This window comes from Paenibacillus sp. S02 (assembly GCF_019454065.1).
GTDB classification, from domain to species: domain Bacteria; phylum Bacillota; class Bacilli; order Paenibacillales; family Paenibacillaceae; genus Paenibacillus; species Paenibacillus polymyxa_B.
Map to the genome: position 1 here is coordinate 5,035,455 of NZ_CP073682.1, position 19,907 is coordinate 5,055,361.

Below are 19,907 nucleotides of genomic sequence, written 5' to 3' on the forward strand. Positions count from 1 at the left end.
TTAACCCTGCTTATACATTGAATGTAGCCGTATTTCTTTTTAGATATTGTCTTATGCATTTCAATACGTTATATTGATATATAGTTAGATAACCTAATTATATGAAAAGAGTGAACTTATGCCACCAAAACAAAGTAAGCGGGACACCGTCCAGCAACCCCTTCCCCGTCTGGGTCCAGAACCTTATCTGGAGTTAATGGATCAAACTGCCCTTGCAGGAACGGACCGACAACTTGCCCGCATTGGTCTCTTCTTGTTGTGGACGGGTGATAACGTGCTGGATGCGATCGATCTAGATCTATCTGCCTACGGCCTCACAGAGAGTAAGCTAGATCTGTTGTTGCTGTTGACACTGCACCAATCTCAGGCTCAGATGAGCCCCTCTATGATTGCCGACCGTCTAGGAATCCGTCGTGCATCTGTTACATCAATCTTGGACTGGACAGAGCAACGAGGATGGATTATCAGAGAACATAATTCTACAGATCGACGCAAAATTCATGTACGCATTACAGAAGCGGGGACTCATCTTGTACAGCAGGTGCTTCCTGTATTTTGGTCTTCCTGTGCTTCTCTAGCGAGTATTTTGGAGCCAGAGGAGCAGGTCGTTTTTTCGCGGATTATAGAAAAAATCCATCATCATATGGAAGGCAGATTGGGGGTGGGCAGATAAATTTTTTTAAACATATAATTAGGTTATCTAATATAATTAATTGCGCGCATCAACAAGCTGCTTATTTTATGATCAAGGAGTGTTTAATTGATGAGTAAATTACGAACCAATCATACCGGTATACAGAAAGAAAATGTGGCTCTCCCTTATGCATGGATGACTGTAATCCTATGCTGGTCAGCGATTGCCGTTATGTCCAGCCTGTATGTGACGATCCCTTTGGTCCCTCTTTTTGCTAAAGTGTTTGGAAAAACGCTTGCTGAAGCAGCCCTGCCGGGCAGTATCTTTTCCTTAGGCTTTGCGGCGGGATGTCTTGTTTATGGTGGATTGTCTGACCGCTTTGGACGAAAGCAGGTTATCGTCACCGGACTGCTCGCATTAACGATTATTTCGTTATCCATCAGCTTAACCAGTCAATATTCTGTATTAGTTACACTGCGCTTGCTTCAGGGTTTAGCTGCGGCCACCTTTTCTCCCGTTGCTCTTGCATACGCTGTCGATATGTTCCCGACCGAAAAACGGGTAACGGCTATCGGCTTTATCAGCACCGGTTTTCTAGTAGCAGGTATCGCTGGTCAGGTATTTAGTATTGTCATTAGCGAACAAATGGGGTGGAATAGGGTATTTCGGATGCTAGGTATTTTGTATGCAATTACCTTCCTAATCGTCCTTTTTTTCCTGCCTAAAACCCCCTCTCCTCAACGAGGTGTTCGCATTTGGGCAGCTTTCAGTCAGTTGGGGACCGTTCTGCGCTCGTATCCTTTATGGTTAAGCTACACAGTTGCTTTTGTTCTCCTGATGTCCTTTGTGAGCATGTATACGGTTTTGGGTAGCTATCTTGGCGGCCCTGAATTTGGCCTGAATAGCCGACAGATGCTTTATGTCAGATCCGCTGGTATCATCGGCATGCTCCTTTCACCATTCGCCGGAAAGCTAGCCCAGAAATACGGTGTGCACCTTATATTACGTACAGCTCTTATTCTTTCCATTCTGAGTTTGGCGCTGATGGGAATGACACACTCTCTTATGACTATCGTGGTGTTGAGTGTATGCTTTGTCAGCGGCATTGCCCTGAGTGTTCCTTCACTCATAGCAATCGTCGGCCAGCTCGGCGGTGCAGCGAGGGCTATAGCTGTCTCACTATATACCTTCATCCTGTTTGCCGGTACAAGTCTAGCTCCTGTGCTTTCCATTCGCTTGATGGATAATGGCGGTAATCAGACAACTACATTTATGCTGCTGGCAGCTGTTCTGTCTCTAGGCTTTATCGCCTCCCTGCTCATTCGCAGCCACCAGAACGATCCGCTGAAGCGGAATGCATAGACAGCATCAAACTATAAACCGAACTTAAAAGCTACCTATAGTGCCACTGCGCAGTCGGATGGTGCTTCCCATCGCCACCGCTCCCGGATTTCTAGAATAAAGCCTATGATTAGGGTAGAAATCCGGGGACAAAAGCGACCGCTACGCTTGTACAGCACCATTCCGCCTACTCCGTTTTCATGTTAATTTTTCGAGTTCGGCTTATATAGCATCCTGTTTTAATTAAAAAAACCTCCATATTCATCAGCCATGTTTACATGAATTATTGTGAGATATGTCATTGTGTTTTCCTCAGAAACACGAACTTCTCTTTGGAGACATTCGCAGAATGAGTTACAATACAGATAAGCTATATATGGAGAACTTTTGAACAGGAGGCTGTACTGAGCTATGAAAATAACATCTATCGAGCCAACTCCCAGTCCGAACACCATGATGCTGCATCTGGATGAGCGACTGGAAGCGGGTATCCGCAGAACATATACACGGGACAATGAGCGTTCCGCTCCTCCATTTATCCGGCGCATGCTGGGCATTGAAGGGGTCAAAAGCGTGTTTCACACGACCGACTTTGTAGCCCTTGACCGCAAAGGGAATGCAGACTGGTCCACCATTCTGGGTCAAGTCCGGGATCGACTAGGCGAGGAAGGCGCTGACGCCAATTGGGATTTGCCAGAGGAAACCTCTGGAGAAGCATTTGGTGAAGCACAGGTCTTTGTGCAATTTTTTCGCGGCATTCCTATGCAAATTCGAGTCAAGGCGGGGCAGCAGGAGGAACGAATTTCCTTGTCCGACCGCTTTGTGCAAGCCGTTACTCGTGTAGCGAGTGCAACGCTGATTAAGGAACGCAAGCTGAGTGATTACGGCGTCCGCTATGGTGAACTGCCGGACATTGCACGCGAGGTCGAGCAGGAATTGGAGGCAGCCTTTCCGCAAGAGCGGCTGGAGCAGATTATCCAACAGGCGATTGCCCACGGCGCAAACAACAGCGAATTCGTAGAGGAACGCCGCGAGTGGAGCGATGCCGAGCTGGGGCAGGCCCTGCAGCACGAGGATTGGCGCACACGCTACGCTGCGCTGGATCGGCTGGAACCGACGCCCGAGCATTTGCCGCTAATCCGGCAAGCGCTGCATGACGACAAAATGCAACTGCGGCGGCTGGGCGTCGTCTATCTGGGCGATATTCGCTCACCGGAGGCGATGGATCTGCTAGCCGAGGCACTGCGCGATCCTTCAGCGGCAGTACGCCGCACCGCAGGCGACACGTTGTCGGACATCGGCGACCCGGTCGCTACCAGCGCAATGATCGGAGCCCTGTCGGATAGCAGCAAGTTGGTGCGCTGGCGGGCGGCACGTTTTTTATACGAGGTTGGAACCGAGGATGCGCGTGATGCGCTGGAGAAGGCCGTCGATGATCCCGAATTCGAGGTTAGTCTACAGGCTAAAATGGCGCTGGAGCGCATCGAATCAGGCGAACAAGCCGCGGGAACAGTTTGGCAGCAGATGGCCAAGCGGAACTCTTAATTTAAGATTCTACGAGTGATTTTCAAAAAATTGTCGATTGTCAGAAGATGTACAGGTACGATATACTGTAGTTCGCTATACAATAAAATATCATGTCATACACCTCATCAACCCTGTTTTATGATGAGGTAGAGGTCGCGGATGTAATCAGTACACCGGAGGAGACGATAAGAGCCGTCTGAGATTCCAGTGGAAAGGTACACCCGCCGAAGTATGCGGAGCTGACTCTTTGTAAATACTCCGAATGCTGGGGCTGCTAACCGAAAGGAGCAGAACTGTCACACGCTGTCCTAACACAGACACGTGTGTTGAGCTATCTTGTTATAGAAGAAGGTATGGTGCGGAATGCATAGACAAGACCGCAGGCGTATTCCCTGCGGTTTTTTGATTTATATACTCCCCCTCCTTCTGGCTCTTGCCCTGACATGAAATACAATTTCATGAAGGAGTGTTTGAACGTGCAACACAAAGCAACACCTGACGCAACCTTGCGTAAAAGTCTCAAAGCCCGCCATATGACGATGATCGCCCTCGGGGGCTCTATCGGAACAGGCCTGTTCCTCGCCAGTGGAGGCGCGGTTGCCGAAGCTGGACCCGGTGGTGCCCTGCTGGCTTATGCAGCAGTTGGTCTCATGGTCTATTTCCTCATGACCAGCCTCGGTGAGTTGGCTACATTTATGCCTGAATCTGGCTCTTTTAACACCTATGCAGGTCGCTTCGTCGATCCGGCTTTTGGTTTCGCCATGGGCTGGAACTTCTGGTACAACTGGGCGGTGACGATTGCTGCCGAATTGGCAGCAGCGACCGTGCTCATCAAATACTGGTTCCCGGAAAGCCACTCTGCCTGGTGGAGTCTGTTATTCCTAGCCGTAATCTTCGCGCTCAACGCGTTGACCGTTAAAGGCTACGGTGAGTCTGAATACTGGTTCGCCATGATTAAAATTGTGACCGTGGTCATCTTTTTGACTGTAGGTGTGCTGATGATCTTTGGCATTATGGGTGGCCCTGCGATCGGCTTTGCCAACTTCACGGTAGGAGACGCCCCGTTCCATGGCGGATTCTTTGCTGTATTGGGCGTATTCATGGCAGCGGGCTTTTCCTTTCAGGGAACGGAGCTGATTGGGGTAGCCGCTGGAGAGAGCGAAAACCCGCGTGAAAATGTGCCGCGCGCCATCCGTCAAATCTTTTGGCGCATCCTGTTCTTTTATATTCTCGCGATTCTCGTGATTGGATTGATCATTCCGTACACCAATCCGAATCTGCTGCGGGGAGACATCAGTGACATCGGGGTCAGCCCGTTCACGCTCGTATTTGAAAAAGCAGGGCTTGCGATTGCTGCTTCTGTTATGAACGCCGTTATTTTGACTTCCGTATTGTCGGCAGGTAACTCGGGTATGTACGCGGCAACTCGGGTACTGTACGCTTTGGCACGGGAAGGTAAAGCCCCGCGTTTCCTCGGACATATCAATAGACGCGGCATTCCTATGAACGCGCTGCTGATCACGACCGCTGTCGGTATGCTGGCCTTTCTCGCCTCCCTGTATGGAGACGGTGTGGTCTATAACTGGCTGCTGAATGCCTCCGGAATGTGCGGATTTATTACGTGGGTCGGGATTGCGGTCAGCCATTATCGTTTCCGCCGTGCCTTTACTGCACAGGGTCACAGTCTGAGTGAGCTTCCATACAAAGCCCGCTGGTTCCCATTTGGGCCGTTGTTCGCCTTCGCTCTGTGTATCATTGTCATTATCGGGCAAGGGGCGGATGCCTTCACCGGGCAGGAGATTGACTGGAAAACGATGATCGCTACGTATATGAGTGTGCCGCTGTTCCTTCTGCTGTGGCTCGGCTACAAATGGATCAAACGTACTAAAATCGTTCCGTTAAAAGAATGTGATTTGAGTCCAGATGCTTCTTCGGATAAATAATAGAAAACAGTAAAAAAAGCCCGTCTCCACATATCAGGGAAAACACGCTGGTAAACCTGGTCCAAGACCGTTTATCCGCATTTTCACCTGTATATGCCCGGAGACGGGCTTTTTCTGTTTATTTGGAGGAAGGTTCCAATGAAGCTGACAAAGACATGGATAAGGCACGACGACTAAAAATACCGTATATAACAGCAATCAGCGTCAGCACTGCAGAAAACAAGTACAAATTAACGATGCCCAGATGATCTGCAATCCAGCCCATTAGCAGCAGCGATATACAAAAGGTCAAACTTGTCAGTGTCGCTTGGGCGGACAGCACCTTGGGCAAATCATGTACGGACACACTCATTTGCATCATCGTGCGGCGGGATACGACGGACATTTCCGCAGGTAGTCCCATCAACAACACGATAAGCAGCGTCAGCGGCGGTAATGTGTTCAGTGCATACCACGCTGTCAGCAGCCCGTAGCCTACCATCCCCGCAAGCATGGCGGGCAGCAGTCTGCGCTGCAAATGCTTGACGCAGGCGAGGACAACGATGCCGCCGCCAATCGCTCCTGCAAAATACGCTGCATTGATGTATCCCCACCATGCCTCGCTCTTGTGCAAAACCTGCTGAGCGAAAGCAAGCGTGAACGCGCCTACCCAAACCGAACCCCCTAGAAGGTCAATCATATCCATAAAAATAAGAGCTTTCAGTCTGCGACTGGCTCCGATGAGGCTCCAGCCTTCACGGAGTATTTCCTTTTTACGTTTGGGAGGTAGTGCGGGGCTCTCTGATTCCGGGCCATATAGTGTATCTTCCAACTGTGCAGGAGGCAAGTCATGATGCCCTTGCCCAGACTCAGTTACAGCTTCGGAAACTGAGACATCTCCACCTCGCACCCTTGTTCCAGGTTGCAGCAAATAATGGGCTTTGCCCTCTAGTGGATCTCGAATCAGGCTGGTGAAGATCATTGCTACCATATACAGCCCGCCAGCCACCAGTAGTGTTTTTTCCGAGCCTAGCATGGCTACGAGTACACCACTAAGCCCCCATCCCGCTAATTGCACCGTCTGATCGCTGACCGATACCAGACTGTTTGCCCGCATGAGTCCTTCCCCAGACGCAAGGCGGGGAATCAGCGCATTACGCGCAGGCGTGGTCCATCCGTCCAGAAAGGACATGGCTGCCACCAACGTAAACACCATCACCCATATCGGCTCCGTACCCGCTGACCACAAGTGGCCCAGCAGAACAGCAAAGAAAGCCAATTGCCCGAACTGAGAAACGAATAAAATAAAAGGGAGCTGGAATCGGACCAAAATGAGCGGTGCTAAAAAGCCGCTGATCATCTGTGCCCCCATTCGCAGCAACGGGACGAGTACCGAAGAGAAGATCGAGTCCGTTTCATGAAAAACCAGAGACACAAGTGCCATAATGTAAAGAATGTCGGCCGCATTGGACATAGTCTGCGTGCCAAGCAAGTAGGTAAAGGAACGCTTGTGCATATAAATAGAATACTCCTTTGTTAATGTAGCTTTTTACAGCAAGATGATTAGGTCCATTTCAGGGTTACACGAAGATTGCCGGTACTTCCTAGATCCGTAATCTGATAAGAAATGGATTTCAAACCGAGTTGATATAAGGACTGCAAATCTTCCTTGAGACTTCGCTCCGTTCCCTGATAGGCAAAGGTAAGTGTCGTCCCTCCCTTATTTACAATCTTACGCACCTGTTCCTTGATGTCGGCGGATGATTTAACCAGACCTTTGCCGTCTTGCAGCGGATATTCGAGGGTATTGTACAGTTTTTGATATACAGCAGCCTTTGATCCTCCGGCAGCCACCAGTGCTGATAAGGTTTCCCGATACGATGTATTCGCCTGAGGATACGGCTTAACCCATGAGTGATCCCGCCGCATTTCGGTATCCGTCAACAGATAATATGAAGTGCTTACCTCGTTCGCGCGATCCGGGGTTGGATCATCCCATGTCGTATCCATGTGATACCATCGACCATCTAATAAAACAAGATTCCAGGCATGCAGCTGGCCCCCTGCTCTTCCTTCCACAATCCGGTTCGTAATGCCTGCACGTTCCAGCATTTTATAGGCCAGCAGTGAATAACCCTGACAGACCGTGCTTCCCGTTTTTAGGCCATCGTAGGCTGTGTACTTTTGCTGTGTTTCATCATACTTCAGGCGAACGACGATCCAATCATGAATGGCCTTTACCTTCTCATGATCCGTCATTCCCTTCGTAATAATATCCCCCAGCACTGCTTTAACTGTGCTATCCACATATTCTGTCTGTTCCTTCGTCTCCCGGTAGCTTAAACGAATCGTAACCTGAGCGGAGGTCGTTGTGCCTGTATAGCTGAATGCGTAGCTTTTGATCGTATAATTCACATACGGATCGCTCTCCATGGCCTGTTGGATGGCCGTCTGTAATTGTTGCTTGAGACCGTTCACTCGCCCTTGATATGTAAAGGTCAGCGTTTCACTCCGCGTAGCCATTGCCTGTAAAAGCTTGTTCTGAAGCTGCTGCGATGATACGGATGGAGCCGGCTTGGTCGATGCCGCATACACATTGCTGCCCCACTCCACAGCCTGCGGCAGCAACACAGCCAGCGCTGCACCCGCAACCAGACATTTTACAAGCCTAACCCCGATTTTTCTGTTCATACAGAGCGTTCCTGCCCTTCTTAGCATAGTTGTAAACAGCTATATCTTACCATAAAAACAGTTGCCCCAAACGCTCTAGTTTTGTCGGTTGCAGACGAGTAAGGGCGCAGTTCAAGACAGGTTGTGACATTATACTCGCCTATATAACAGATGGGACAACGAGCAGACTTGTCGTTCGCAGAGAGTTTTATCACAGCAATCTAGATTTCCTCATGATATGGTACTGGCATCGGATGTAAATGATATTGATTCTCATTCTAGATCAGAAAGGCTGAGCACCATGCCAGAATGTATCTCACTCCTTCGTACGCCACTGGGTCAGACTGTGCGTTTGCAATCTCTTGCCCCTCTTCATCCCTCATTGCGCCGCCGCTTAACAGATATGGGCATCAACGAAGGTTCCATCATACGGTTAAAAAAAATCAGTTTATTGGGCGGTCCTATCGTCATTGAATGCAACGGCCAGCTGGTTGGCCTCCGCCAAAATCAAGTGAAGCAACTGGAGGTTGTTCCAACATGGACATGATCGCTCTATTCGGTAATCCCAACACAGGAAAAACCTCATTATTCAACAAGCTGACTCGTACGTATGCAGAAGTAGGAAACTGGTCCGGCGTCACAGTGGAAAAGAAAACAGGGCTCCTGCGTGACAAGTCTGCCGTATTGGTGGATTTGCCGGGCGCCTATTCTTTACTCCCTCTTTCGCTGGATGAAGGTGTCGCAACCCGATATTTGTTGGAAGAACCTCCTACGGCCCTGATCAACATCGTGGATGCCTCCCAGCTCCAGCGCAATCTCTATCTGACCGTACAACTACTGGAGTATGGACGTCCGCTTGTACTTGGCTTAAACATGACTGACGTAGCCGATGCCACTGGTCTTCGTGTAAACAAGGAATTGTTAGCCGATCAATTGAACGTCCCCATCATTCCTATGGTGGCACGTACAGGCAGTGGAAGTAAGCAAATGCTCGCTTCTCTTCGGGAGGTAAGACGTACATCCAATGCTTTTCAATTGGACTACGGTCCTGCCGTTGAAGCTGCCATTACGGATATTTGCAACTTGTTGCCAAATGCACCTGTGCCACAACTGCGGTGGGCCGCACTGCAATGTCTGGAAAACAATCCTGTGGTCATGGAATGGATGACGAATGAGGTACAGCGTGAACAAGTAACTGCGCGCATCCACCGTTGCGAGGAAGAACTTCTCGGTGAAGGCCATGCTATCACCCCTGCTCAGCATATTCGTTCTGTACGAACAGCATGGATTGCTGATCTGTGCACCAAGGCACTTGACACCTCCAAACTCAGACCGCACAGCCTGACGGATAGGCTGGATGCACTATTAACTCACCGGTATCTGGGGATTCCGATCTTTTTGCTGCTGATGTACGCTACCTTCAAATTCACCTTCGATTGGGCGGGTACGATCCTTTCAGATATGCTGGATGGATTTTTTTCAGGGACACTCAGCACTTGGATTTCTGAGTTACTCGTTCACTTGAACGCGTCTGCTTTTACGCAAAGTCTAGTCGTGGACGGCATCGTGGCTGGAGTCGGGGGTGTGCTTGTTTTTCTGCCTCAAATTGCTATTTTATTTCTGATAATTTCAGTGATCGAAGACTCTGGTTATATGGCACGGGTCACGATACTCATGGATCGCCTGATGCAAGCCGTAGGCTTGAACGGGAAAAGCTTCATTCCCTTCATCATCGGATTTGGCTGCAATGTCCCTGCGATTATGGCGGCACGCACCATTGAACAGCCCAGAGAACGTCTCATTACAACATTGTTGGTACCCTTTATGTCGTGTTCAGCCCGCCTGCCGGTATATGCGTTGTTTGCGGGTGTGTTTTTCCCAACACATGCGGCAAGCATCATCATGCTGATGTATGTGTTAGGAATCATCGTTTCACTTATACTTGCCAAAATTTTTTCCAAAGTATCGATTTTGTCGGGTGAGCCCTCCCTCTTCATCGTGGAACTTCCTCCCTATCGAGTGCCGCAGGCTCTTACACTATTCCGCAGCACATGGGAGAAGGTCAAAGGCTTCGTCCGTAAAGCCGGAACCATTATTCTTGCAGGTTCCGTTGGCATCTGGCTCTTGTCCAATTTCGGTCCGCAGGGCTTCGGAGCAGAAATGGATGACAGCCTGCTTGCCACCGTTGGAGGTTGGTTCGCTCCATTACTGGCCCCTCTCGGTTTTGGCACCTGGCAAGCGGGTGCTTCCCTGCTCACAGGCTTTATGGCCAAGGAAGTTGTCGTATCAACGATGAATATTATTTACCACGTTCCTGATATGCAGGGACTTGAGCTACAAGTCAGACAGGCCTTTACACCGCTTGCCTCTTTTAGCTTTATGGTGTTCATTCTGTTGTATGTTCCGTGTCTGGCTACGGTAGCGGTCATTCGTAAAGAAACCCTTTCGTGGCGTTGGACCGCATTTTCTGTGATCTATCCTTTGACCGTCGCATATATCATCGCCGTCTTGATCTATCAATGTGGCAGATTATTAGGTTGGGGTTAAGTCAGGCCCTACAGTAAATAAAAGGAAGTGGATTCCATGATCAATATCATCATTTTACTGGTGATCCTCGGTTATAGTGCGTGGGTACTGGTACGATTTTTGCGAAAAAGCCGTCAAGGCGCCTGTGCGGGGTGTTCGTCGAGCAAGTCATGTCCTGGCTGTGCCGGGAGTTCTATGAATGAAGATCATGCGAAAATCAAGAAAAGTATTTAATTCAAACTCATCATCACATGAAAAAAAGCGGCTCCGGGGGTTTCTTACACCCGAAGCCGCTTCTTATTTACGCTTAAAGCTCACCGTATTCACCGATATACTGCCAAATGCTCACTTAGCTCTTGCGTGTGCAAGTAAACTTCACGGTACAGCTCGTATAGGCCTTCATACTGTGCCACACGTTCCGGGTTCGGTGAATATCTCGCTGCTTCACGCAGAAAAGCTTCAGCACACGCTTGCAGAGATTCAAACCAGCCACTACCATAAGCAGCCAGCATGGCCGCCCCCAAGGCAGGTCCCTGCTCGCTCTCCAGCTTAATGATATCCGCGTTAAAAATATCTGCCTGCATTTGCAGCCATGCCTCATTACGCGCACCGCCGCCGATGGAAATCACTTCATTCACCGTTTTGCCCGTTCCTCTGAGAATATCAATGGATTCCTTGAGCGAAAACGTAATTCCCTCCAGTACCGCCCGTGTAAAATGCGCAAGCTTATGCCCCGCATCCATCCCGATAAAGCTGCCTCGAATAGTTGCATCTGGATGAGGTGTACGTTCGCCGACGATATAAGGCGTGAACAGCAGCCCTTGGCTGCCCGGCTCAATAGAGTTCACATCTGCCAACAGTGCATCAAAAGAATGCTCTGGTGCAAAGGTATCCTTAAACCAAGTCAAGCTGTATCCAGCCGCGAGCGTAACCCCCATAATATAATAAGCATCCTGCTCACTATGATTAAAAAAATGCGCCCGCCCCTGCACATCAATATCCTTGCGTTCCTCATAAGAAAGTACAACCCCTGAGGTGCCGATGCTGCACAGGGTGCGGCCTTCGCTCAAAATGCCGGCGCCAATCGCGCCACATGCGTTGTCCGCACCACCTGCAAAGACCTTCGTTTCAGGCGAAAGCCCGCTCTGCTCCGCAATCTCCGGCAGTAGCGTACCCATCTGATCAAAGGATTCCACTAGCGGCGGGAACAGCGACAACGGTAGGTCAAACGCGGCAGCGATCTCTTCGCTCCACTGCTTGTTCGCAATATCCAGCAGCAGCGTGCCCGCCGCATCCGAATACTCCGTCGCCAGCTCTCCTGTCAGACAGTAGCGCACATAATCCTTGGGCAGCATAAAATGTGCCGCACGGGCCAGCACGTCTGGCTCATGCTCCTGCACCCACAGCAGCTTGGGCAGCGTGAAGCCTTCCAGCGCGCGGTTACGTGCGATGTTCAGCAGCTCCGATCCGAGCTTTTCTTCAATGCGGCGACATTGTGCTGTTGTACGCGTGTCATTCCACAGAATAGCCGGACGAAGCACTTGGCCTTCCTTGTCAGTCAGCACAAGCCCATGCATCTGTCCCGAAAAGCTAATACCGTCTACGGCATCTGTGCCGCCGATTCCGGCCTTCTCCACAAGCTGTTTCAGTGATGCTAACGTGCCACTGACCCAGTCCTCAGGGTGCTGTTCGCTATACCCTGCCTTCGGCTGATGGAGTGGATAAGACTGCGAGGTTTCATAAGACACCTGCCCCTTGCGGTTAACCAGCACCGTTTTGACCGCGCTGGTACCCAAATCTACGCCGATGACATAGCGTTCCTGCTCCTGATTTAGCTTTTCCTGCATTGGAGTTCCTCCTTCCCTGTTATCGCACAGCCCTTATTACATCAGGATTTTGCAAAATTCGATTCCAGTCGCTCCGAAGTGCAAGATATAGACGAACTAAACCATTTCGATCTATAACTTGTTCATTGGAAGTCGCTTATGGGATTTTTGCAAAATCCTCACATATATACGTTCTGGCATTAGTCAGCCAAAATGTATTGATTTAATGTTGCTTTCAGATATTCCTGACGACCGGATACGTTTTTGCGTGGTGTTTCGTTCGCCAGAGCATATTCAGCCAGAGAAGCAAGCGTTGCTTTTCCGGATACGATGTCTGCTCCAATACCTTCTTTAAAGCTGCTGTAGCGCTTCTCAATAAAGTCTTCAAACACACGATCCTCGATCAGTTTGGCGGCTACCTTCAGTCCCTTCGCATACGTATCCATACCTGCGATGTGCGCAAGGAACAAGTCTTCTGGCTCAAACGATGCCCTGCGCACCTTGGCATCAAAGTTGATCCCCCCACGGCCCAAACCTTCATTTTGCAGCACTTCATACATGGTTAGTGTGGCATCATACAGATCAACCGGGAATTCGTCCGTATCCCAGCCCAGCAGCAAATCTCCCTGATTTGCATCCAGTGATCCCAGCATGCCGTTAATCCGTGCTACACGTACTTCATGATCAAAAGTATGACCCGCCAAAGTTGCATGATTAGCTTCCAGATTAAGCTTGAAATGCTGATCCAGATCATATTTTTGCAGGAAGGCAATCGTCGTCGCCGCATCAAAATCATACTGATGCTTAGTTGGCTCCTTCGGTTTTGGCTCAATCAGGAACTGAGCGTCAAAGCCAATTTCACGCGCATAGTCTACGGCCATATGGAACATACGTCCCAAATTATCCTGCTCCAGCTTCAAATCTGTATTCAGCAGCGTTTCGTAGCCTTCACGGCCTCCCCAGAAAACATAGTTATCTGCGCCCAGACGTTTGCCCACTTCCAGTCCTTTTTTAATCTGAGCAGCTGCGTGTGCGTATACATCTGCATTGCAAGTCGACGCAGCTCCATGCAAATAACGTGGATGGCTAAACATGTTCGCCGTGTTCCACAGCAGTTTTTTCCCCGTAGCTTTCATATGTTCCTCAATCAGATCCACGATGGTATCCAGATTGCTGTAAAATTCCTTCAATGACGCGCCTTCTGGTGCAATATCCACATCGTGGAAAGCAAAGTAAGGTAAATTCAGCTTATCCAGCAGCTCAAAGGCAGCTTCCACACGTGCCTTCGCCAAATCCAGCCCGGTAAACTTGGACCATGGACGTTCCGCTGTTTCTACACCAAAAGGATCGGAGCCGCCTGCAACCAGTGTATGCCAATAGGCCATGCTAAAACGCAAATGCTCCTCCATCGTTTTTCCCGCTACAATTTCCTGTGGATTATAAAATTTGAACGCAAAAGGATTGTCGGATTGCTTGCCCTCAAAGTTAATTTTAGATACCTGTTCGAAATAAGCCATTATAAGTTCCTCCTTTATAGTAAACGTTTACAAAAATGATTCTAGCACAGCCAAAAGACTTTGTCTATTGCTTAAACTAAGTTTGTTTTTATGATATAATATCAGGAATTACACCAACAGGAAGTGAATTAACCATGAATGTCACTGGCGATCAGGCGCTTGTCAAAAAGCTGAATAAATCCATTGTGTTGGAACGTATTCGCCTTCATGCTCCGCTATCCCGGGCACAGTTATCCAGTCAAACTGGATTAAACAAGGCCACCGTTTCCAATCTGGTGGCAGAGCTCATCACCGATGGACTTGTATATGAGACGGGATTAGGGGAATCCAGCGGCGGGCGTAAGCCTTTAATGCTGCTGTTCAACAGCCGTGCAGGCTTTGTACTCGGTATTGAGGTGAGCGTACAGTACATCAAGGGCGCTCTGACTGATCTGGCAGGTACCATTGAAACTGAGCTTACCCTTGCCCTAACTCAGCATGATCCTGCCTTTATCATGGAACAGATTCGAAAGCTCGTTCAGGAGCTCATGCAGGTCACTCCTCCCTCCCCTCATGGTATCGTCGGCATTGGGCTGGGGGTGCCGGGTATGGTGGATGAAACCGGAACCGTTTTGTTCGCACCCAATCTGGGCTGGGAAGAGGTTCCGCTGCGGCAGCAGCTTGAGGCTGAGCTAGGTTTGCCCGTCGTAGTGGATAACGAAGCCAACGTCGGCGCGCAGGGCGAATTGTACTATGGTATGGACGGCGATCACCGACAGCAGGTGCAGGATCTGGTCTACATCAGTGCAGGGTCCGGGATCGGGGCCGGGATTATCATTGACGGCAAGCCGTATCAAGGAGCTTGGGGGTACGCCGGAGAGACGGGTCATATGACCATTGATTGGAACGGACGGCTCTGCTCCTGCGGTAGTCGCGGCTGCTGGGAGCTGTATGCTTCGGAGAAGGCGTATGTAGCATCCACATTGAAACTGCCTGCACATAATACAGCGGAATTACTGTCGTTTGCTCAGCAAGGTGAAGCGAGTACATTAAGCGTCCTTGGTGATATTGGGCGATATTTGGGTGTGGGTATTACCAACATTGTGAATAGCCTCAACCCCGGGATGCTTATTATCGGCGGTCCACTAGCGGAAGCCAGACCTTGGTTAGAGCAAAGTATGCGTGAAGTGATTGACGAACGTGCTCTGCCCTATCACCGTCGGCAACTACAGATTCGTTTCTCCACGCTTGGCAGCCGTTCGACGATGCTAGGTGCCGCCTATGCAGCAACAGCTCCTTTTCTCGGGCGTGTGCGCGTATCTTTATAAGAAAAAAAGCGTACGGGAACACTTAGGTTCCTGTACGCCCCATTTTTCTTAGAATTTTGCAAAACCCTCTTCTTACAACCCGTTATTGGAGATAACATCCTTATACCAGTAGAAGCTCTTTTTTCGTTTTCTTTCAAGTGTCCCATTACCTTCATTGTCTTTGTCCACATATATAAATCCATACCTTTTTTCCATTTCAGATGAGGAATAACTGACCAAGTCGATCGCTCCCCAGCTGGTGTAGCCCATGAGTTCAACCCCGTCTAGAATCGCTTCATGCATTTGTTCAAAATGTGCACGGAAGTAATCAATACGGTAATCATCCTGAATACTACCATCTTCCTCCACCTTGTCGTATGCCCCCAAACCATTTTCTACAATGAACAATGGTACTTCATAGCGGCTGTACAGCTCATTTAGAGACAGTCTCAAGCCGACCGGGTCAACCTGCCAGCCCCAATCACTCGTTTCCAGATAAGGATTTTTAACGCCGCCAATCGTATTCCCACTGACTTTTTCCATGCCTTCACTATCCGCACTAGCAACCAACGACATATAGTAACTAAAGGAAATGAAATCCACAGGATGCGTTTTCAAAATTTCATCGTCACCCTCGAGCTTTTCAATCACGATTTCCTTTTCACGGAAGAAGCGTTTCATATAATGGGGATACGCTCCGCGAACCTGTACATCCGTGAAAAAATAGTTGAACTGATTATCTTTAAATGCTGCCAAAATATCCTGCGGATTACAGGTGTGCGGATACGTCGTTAGCCGGGTTAACATACAGCCGATTTTAGAATCCGGAATGATTTCGTGGCAGTATTTTACGGCCAGAGCACTAGCTATAAATTGATGATGCAGACCCTGATAAACCGCTAGCTCTACATTTTCAAAGCGCTCTGGTAAAATACCACCGCTCGTAAACGGATGGCGCACGATACTATCTATTTCATTAAAAGTGATCCAGTACTTTACTTTATTTTGGTATCTTTTAAATACAATCTTACAAAAATGGATAAAGAAATCTACAACTTTCCGTTGGGTCCAGCCCCCGTAATGGTTTACAAGATACATCGGCATTTCGTAATGGGACAGGGTGACAAGTGGCTCTATTCCGTTTTTATGCATTTCATCAAACAGCCGATCATAAAATTGTAGTCCTGCCTCGTTAGGCTTGTCCTCATCTCCGTTGGGGAAAATACGCGTCCAAGCAATAGAAACTCGCAACGTTTTAAATCCCATTTCACCAAACAATGCTAAATCTTCGGGATAGCGGTGATAAAAATCAATTCCCTGACGTTTGGGATAATCATGATCTGACGTGTCCTGCATCGCCTTTTGGATATGTTCCTCAGTCATTGAATTGTGTTTTTTATAATCAGCTTTGCTCACATTCTTTTTGTAAATAGCCATATCTGCTGTAGATATCCCTTTACCATCGAAATTCCAGGCGCCCTCCACCTGATTTGCGGCTACCGCACCTCCCCATAAAAAACCTTTCGGAAATGTTCTTTTCGTTTCTGTCATCTCTAGCTCCTCCTCTTTAATTTCTGCTTATGACTCGTTTTAAGTGAATGATCAGATACATAAGTTCTTCATCCGGGATCAAAAGTTCGAATTTGGCTTCAATATATTGTTGAATCGATAATGCACACTTCTCTTCTTCAGGGTACTTGTTCACAATTTGGCTCATTAATTCTGGATCTTGAGAATCCAACATTTTATGTTCGAGTAATCTCTGAACAAAAAATTGAAGGTGCGTTAGAAAACGTGAATAGTTGATGCTGTGGGTATCCAGTTCGATTTGGTAATGCAGTTTAATGATGTTCAAAATGTCTTTGACCATATTGGTCATCAATAAAACCTGGTTCATATTGTTATCGGTCTGTTGAGCATTAACCAAATGAAAGGCAATATTCGCCGCTTCTTCCTCAGGCAGATCTAGACCGATACGCTTTTCAATCAAGGTGAGCGCATACAAGCCAATACCGAACTCTTCCGGATAAAACTTTTTGACCTCCCACAGCATCCGATTCTGAATTTTTATATTTTCTTTAAATCGTTTGGTTGCCATATACAGATGGTCTGTCAGGGATACATATAAATGCTCATTCAAGTGACTGGATAGTGCATTTTTGGCATAAGATATGATTTCGTCTGCCAGAATCAAATACTCTTTGGGTGTTTCCTTCATTAGCGCTGTCAGATCGGAAGACATGCTTTCATTTTCAAGGACATATATCTTTTCAATCTCGTTCTCATCGACGAAGTCACCAGGTTTGCTTTTAAAGCCGATCCCTTTCCCCATCACGATAATTTCTTTGTGATCCTCACGTTTGGCAAGAACAATACTCGTATTGAGAACTTTAATTACTTTCATATCCAGCGACATCTCACTTTCCAGGCTTGATTCCCCCAACAAACACACTGTTAAAGTACAGTAATTAGAGGCTTCTCCGGCCCTGTCTTTTCTGAACTTTCATGACCCATGATTTCCAGATAGTCCGCCGTGTTGGTCACAATAATCGGAGTTATCGTATCATACCCCGCCCTTTGTATAGCTTCAAGTTCAAATTCAATCAGAAGTTGTCCATGCTTAATTTCGTCCCCTTCCTGTACATGCACAGTAAAATGCTGGCCTTTCAGCTTAACGGTATCCAAACCGATGTGAATGAGCAGCTCTACGCCTTCAACTGATTTTAAGGCTATGGAATGCTTGGTACGGAATACATTTATTACGATGCCGTCAAAAGGTGCAACCACTTTTCCGCTACTTGGTTGAATAGCCATCCCTTTGCCCATCGCTTCCTGAGAGAATACTTCATCTTTGACCTGCTGTAAGGGAATAACGGTGCCCTCCATAGGTGCGAAAATAACGGTTTTAGACTTGAAGCTTTTACTTATACTTTGTGCTTTAGCAGGCTCGGGACGAGCTTCTATTTTAGCCGGTTCGGTAACCGTATCTTGAAAGCCGATCACATAAACTGCAATAAACGTCACAATGATCGAAATGGCCATCGTAATAAGCGCATATACCAGGTTAGAGTGATCTTCACTGATAAACATCGGCAGTGATGCAAAACCTGGACCCACAGCTGCATAAGCTTTTAAATTCATAAGACCTGCAAACAATCCGGCAACCCCGGCTCCAATCATACAGGCGAACAGTGTTTTTTTCAGGCGTAAATGTACGCCATACAAAGCGGGTTCCGTAATGCCGAATACCCCTGAAATACCTGCGGACAAAGCAATTTGTTTGAACTTGGGATCTTTCGTTTTCAGCGAGACGGCAAATGCACCCGCGCCTTGGGCCATATTGGAAGCCAACATGGCAACCAGTACCAATGTTTCATATCCTGGTGAAGCCAGCGCAGCAAAAATAATAGGATAGAATACTTTGTGCATGCCGAACATGACGATTAGCGGCATCACGATAGACATCAATACGACTGTAAGCCAGCCGATTCGTTCCTGAATCCAGAATACACCGTTGGACATACCTAAGCCCAAATACGTACCTAGAGGTCCTAAGGCAATGAGAGAAACAGGTGCGACAATCAGAATGACGATTAATGGTTTTAGAAATATTTTCACAGGTCCGGGAGAGATTTTATCAGCAAATTTCTCAATGTATGACATAAGCCATATGGTCAAAATAATAGGAATAACGGAAGTAGCGTATTGTACCGATGCTACGGGCAGGCCCGCAAATGTGACAGCTTTCTCACCTCCTAGCAAACTGATTAAGTTCGGATGAAGTAGCACACCCCCTAGCAGTACGGATACGAATGGATTAGTCTTGAATTTCTGCGCGCTGGAGAAAGCCAGCAGCATAGGCAGAAAATAAAATGCCGCATCCGAGATTACACTTAGGATCATATACGTTTGGCTTTCCTTGCTCATGATTCCGGTTACTGTGCATAGCAAGAGCAGTGCTTTTAACATCCCTGATGCAGCAATGGCCGGAATAATGGGCTGGAAAATACCTGCAATCATACTCGCAAAACTATTGAACAATCCCTTAAAACTTCGATCCATCTTCACTTTTTCGGCTTCATCGGAAGACGATTGATTCGGGTCTAGCAATTTGACTAGCTCATTGTAGACATAGCCTACATCATTTCCTATAATGACCTGATATTGTCCACCGCTATTCACGGCTCCCATAACTCCGTCCAAAGCTTTAATTTCATCTGTTTGTGCCAATTCCGGCTTACGAAGCGTCATCCGCAATCGAGTAGAGCAATGAATGACACTGTTAATATTATCGTTCCCGCCCACTTTGTTAAAAATGGCTTGTGCGATATCTTTGTAATTCATGAGTTACACCTACCTTCTTAAAATAAGGAACAAAAAAAGACCTAAAAAGGGTAGGGAAAAATATCCTACCCAATCTAGGTCTTGCCTGCCGAACAGTAACACGCCTTTATTGGATATTGTGCTATTTAGTTAATTAGAAGTCATAATTGATGGTATTGATGAATTGTTACATAAAAGCAACCCGGGTTTTAAGCGCTTACAATTAAAATATAGCACCGATTATCTACAGATGCAATACTTTTCGACAAAATTCTCTCTTTGTAAAAAAGATTAGAGGCTATAAAAAGACCCCCATCGCAGCATGTAACTGCAAT

General features: G+C 47.8%; 15 protein-coding genes and 1 riboswitch. Of the genes, 8 read left to right on the forward strand and 7 right to left on the reverse strand.

Annotated elements, in window-relative coordinates; all coding sequences use genetic code 11:
* Positions 1–118: 118 nt before the first annotated feature.
* The 4 genes from KAI36_RS22535 (at position 119) to KAI36_RS22550 (ending at position 5,445) form a co-directional block, all read left to right on the forward strand.
* Positions 119–673 (forward strand): MarR family winged helix-turn-helix transcriptional regulator, encoded by a 555-nt coding sequence (locus tag KAI36_RS22535; RefSeq protein WP_023990302.1) that lies wholly within the window; start codon positions 119–121, stop codon positions 671–673.
* 90 nt (positions 674–763) lie between these two features.
* Positions 764–1,996 (forward strand): MFS transporter, encoded by a 1,233-nt coding sequence (locus KAI36_RS22540; protein ID WP_103744662.1) that lies wholly within the window; start codon positions 764–766, stop codon positions 1,994–1,996.
* Positions 1,997–2,386: 390 nt separating this feature from the next.
* Positions 2,387–3,520, forward strand: coding sequence for a virulence factor (locus tag KAI36_RS22545; RefSeq protein ID WP_023990304.1), 1,134 nt, complete (start codon positions 2,387–2,389; stop codon positions 3,518–3,520).
* Positions 3,521–3,641: 121 nt separating this feature from the next.
* Positions 3,642–3,844: riboswitch (Lysine riboswitch) on the forward strand.
* A 134-nt stretch (positions 3,845–3,978) separates the two neighbouring features.
* The gene (locus tag KAI36_RS22550) at positions 3,979–5,445 is read left to right on the forward strand and encodes an amino acid permease (protein ID WP_025718689.1); all 1,467 of its coding nucleotides are present in this window, start codon (positions 3,979–3,981) and stop codon (positions 5,443–5,445) included.
* Positions 5,446–5,563: 118 nt separating this feature from the next.
* Here the strand turns inward: KAI36_RS22550 and KAI36_RS22555 are convergent, their stop codons facing one another.
* Complete coding sequence (locus KAI36_RS22555; RefSeq protein ID WP_220026061.1) at positions 5,564–6,940, reverse strand: MFS transporter; 1,377 nt, start codon at positions 6,938–6,940, stop codon at positions 5,564–5,566.
* 47 nt (positions 6,941–6,987) lie between these two features.
* The gene (locus KAI36_RS22560) at positions 6,988–8,115 is read right to left on the reverse strand and encodes a transglutaminase domain-containing protein (RefSeq protein WP_103744663.1); all 1,128 of its coding nucleotides are present in this window, start codon (positions 8,113–8,115) and stop codon (positions 6,988–6,990) included.
* Positions 8,116–8,332: 217 nt separating this feature from the next.
* On the opposite strand from KAI36_RS22560, the gene KAI36_RS22565 reads away from it, so the two are divergent.
* From KAI36_RS22565 to KAI36_RS22575, 3 genes are read left to right on the forward strand one after another with little or no spacing between them, the layout of a single operon-like run.
* The gene (locus KAI36_RS22565; protein ID WP_258382213.1) at positions 8,333–8,641 is read left to right on the forward strand and encodes a FeoA family protein; all 309 of its coding nucleotides are present in this window, start codon (positions 8,333–8,335) and stop codon (positions 8,639–8,641) included.
* Positions 8,632–10,641: a ferrous iron transport protein B gene (feoB, locus tag KAI36_RS22570; RefSeq protein ID WP_103744664.1), complete on the forward strand. Its 2,010-nt coding sequence runs from the start codon at positions 8,632–8,634 to the stop codon at positions 10,639–10,641. The genes KAI36_RS22565 and feoB overlap by 10 nt, the downstream gene beginning before the upstream one ends.
* Positions 10,642–10,677: 36 nt before the next feature.
* Positions 10,678–10,854 carry a FeoB-associated Cys-rich membrane protein gene (locus KAI36_RS22575; RefSeq protein ID WP_080682954.1) on the forward strand — a complete coding sequence of 59 codons (177 nt, stop codon included), beginning with the start codon at positions 10,678–10,680 and terminating at the stop codon, positions 10,852–10,854.
* 89 nt (positions 10,855–10,943) lie between these two features.
* Here the strand turns inward: KAI36_RS22575 and xylB are convergent, their stop codons facing one another.
* Both xylB and xylA read right to left on the reverse strand, forming a co-directional pair.
* Positions 10,944–12,467: a xylulokinase gene (gene xylB, locus KAI36_RS22580; RefSeq protein WP_220026062.1), complete on the reverse strand. Its 1,524-nt coding sequence runs from the start codon at positions 12,465–12,467 to the stop codon at positions 10,944–10,946.
* Between the two features lie 179 nt (positions 12,468–12,646).
* Positions 12,647–13,963 carry a xylose isomerase gene (gene xylA / locus KAI36_RS22585; protein WP_013311966.1) on the reverse strand — a complete coding sequence of 439 codons (1,317 nt, stop codon included), beginning with the start codon at positions 13,961–13,963 and terminating at the stop codon, positions 12,647–12,649.
* A 134-nt stretch (positions 13,964–14,097) separates the two neighbouring features.
* On the opposite strand from xylA, the gene KAI36_RS22590 reads away from it, so the two are divergent.
* Complete coding sequence (locus KAI36_RS22590) at positions 14,098–15,270, forward strand: ROK family transcriptional regulator (protein WP_220026063.1); 1,173 nt, start codon at positions 14,098–14,100, stop codon at positions 15,268–15,270.
* A 72-nt stretch (positions 15,271–15,342) separates the two neighbouring features.
* Here the strand turns inward: KAI36_RS22590 and KAI36_RS22595 are convergent, their stop codons facing one another.
* From KAI36_RS22595 to KAI36_RS22605, 3 genes are read right to left on the reverse strand one after another with little or no spacing between them, the layout of a single operon-like run.
* Positions 15,343–16,800 (reverse strand): glycoside hydrolase family 1 protein, encoded by a 1,458-nt coding sequence (locus KAI36_RS22595; RefSeq protein WP_220026064.1) that lies wholly within the window; start codon positions 16,798–16,800, stop codon positions 15,343–15,345.
* Between the two features lie 16 nt (positions 16,801–16,816).
* Positions 16,817–17,692, reverse strand: coding sequence for a BglG family transcription antiterminator LicT (gene licT / locus KAI36_RS22600; RefSeq protein ID WP_230486428.1), 876 nt, complete (start codon positions 17,690–17,692; stop codon positions 16,817–16,819).
* 11 nt (positions 17,693–17,703) lie between these two features.
* On the reverse strand, positions 17,704–19,593 hold the full coding sequence (locus tag KAI36_RS22605; RefSeq protein WP_220026065.1) for a beta-glucoside-specific PTS transporter subunit IIABC: 1,890 nt from the start codon (positions 19,591–19,593) through the stop codon (positions 17,704–17,706).
* Between the last annotated feature and the right edge of the window lie 314 nt (positions 19,594–19,907).

Bases quoted from the DNA above. Each gene is read 5' to 3' on its own strand.
- KAI36_RS22540 (WP_103744662.1), top strand. From the start codon at position 764: ATGAGTAAATTACGAACCAATCATACCGGTATACAGAAAGAAAATGTG.
- KAI36_RS22565 (WP_258382213.1), top strand. From the start codon at position 8,333: ATGGTACTGGCATCGGATGTAAATGATATTGATTCTCATTCTAGATCA.
- KAI36_RS22560 (WP_103744663.1), bottom strand. From the start codon at position 8,115: ATGAACAGAAAAATCGGGGTTAGGCTTGTAAAATGTCTGGTTGCGGGT.
- KAI36_RS22555 (WP_220026061.1), bottom strand. From the start codon at position 6,940: ATGCACAAGCGTTCCTTTACCTACTTGCTTGGCACGCAGACTATGTCC.
- KAI36_RS22545 (WP_023990304.1), top strand. From the start codon at position 2,387: ATGAAAATAACATCTATCGAGCCAACTCCCAGTCCGAACACCATGATG.
- KAI36_RS22535 (WP_023990302.1), top strand. From the start codon at position 119: ATGCCACCAAAACAAAGTAAGCGGGACACCGTCCAGCAACCCCTTCCC.
- feoB (WP_103744664.1), top strand. From the start codon at position 8,632: ATGGACATGATCGCTCTATTCGGTAATCCCAACACAGGAAAAACCTCA.
- KAI36_RS22595 (WP_220026064.1), bottom strand. From the start codon at position 16,800: ATGACAGAAACGAAAAGAACATTTCCGAAAGGTTTTTTATGGGGAGGT.
- xylB (WP_220026062.1), bottom strand. From the start codon at position 12,467: ATGCAGGAAAAGCTAAATCAGGAGCAGGAACGCTATGTCATCGGCGTA.
- KAI36_RS22575 (WP_080682954.1), top strand. From the start codon at position 10,678: ATGATCAATATCATCATTTTACTGGTGATCCTCGGTTATAGTGCGTGG.
- KAI36_RS22590 (WP_220026063.1), top strand. From the start codon at position 14,098: ATGAATGTCACTGGCGATCAGGCGCTTGTCAAAAAGCTGAATAAATCC.
- xylA (WP_013311966.1), bottom strand. From the start codon at position 13,963: ATGGCTTATTTCGAACAGGTATCTAAAATTAACTTTGAGGGCAAGCAA.
- KAI36_RS22605 (WP_220026065.1), bottom strand. From the start codon at position 19,593: ATGAATTACAAAGATATCGCACAAGCCATTTTTAACAAAGTGGGCGGG.